The sequence below is a fragment of the Alcanivorax sp. HI0044 genome (genome assembly GCF_001634945.1).
On the sequence record NZ_LWEZ01000022.1, the window covers coordinates 1 to 664 of the forward strand.

Annotated in this window: 1 protein-coding gene; it reads left to right on the forward strand. The window is 59.2% G+C overall.

Annotated elements, in window-relative coordinates; all coding sequences use genetic code 11:
• Positions 1-126 precede the first annotated feature (126 nt).
• Positions 127-664 (forward strand): TetR/AcrR family transcriptional regulator (locus tag A3730_RS00270; protein WP_063537207.1); only part of this gene is annotated, 538 nt, incomplete at its 3' end.

The window sequence follows — 664 nt, forward strand, 5'->3', positions numbered from 1 at the left end:
TGTCGGTGAGCAAACGGGCAGTGGTATTTTGCGTCATAATGATCTCCGTTGACGGGCTCTCAACGAGCCGGTTTCACTGAGATTCATGCTAACAACCCCGCCACCAGTACGGGTTCGGATTCATTTATGGGCAAAGATCGCACCGACAAATCGCTGCCGCAGCCCCACAAGCGGCCATCCCAGGCCCGGGCAAAATTCACGGTGGATTCGCTGTACGAGGGATTTGTTCGGATTTGGCGCCGTGATGGCCCGGAGGCCGCCACCACCCGCGCCATTGCAGAAGAGAGCGGTTATGCCGTCGGCACCCTGTACGAGTATTTCCCGAATCGCACAGCCTTGCTCTCAGGGTATGTGCGCCACTGCATGGAACAGCTCTGCAGCGATCTGGCAGCAGCCAACACCGCCCTGGCAGGAGAGCCATGGGAAACGCGATTGCGCAAACTGGTCCGCCTGACACTGGATGAAGACGGCCAGGCTCCGTATTTTGACCGCGAGATGCTGGAACGGGAAAACCAGATCGCCAGCGACGCCCGCCATCGACAGATTTTTCAACACCTGGCGCGGACCTGGTCACACTGCATCGCCCAGTGGGAGGATTTTCCCGGGCCCGTGGATGACACGGTGATCGATATTCTGCTGCTGACCTTGTGGGGCGGGCGTCGTT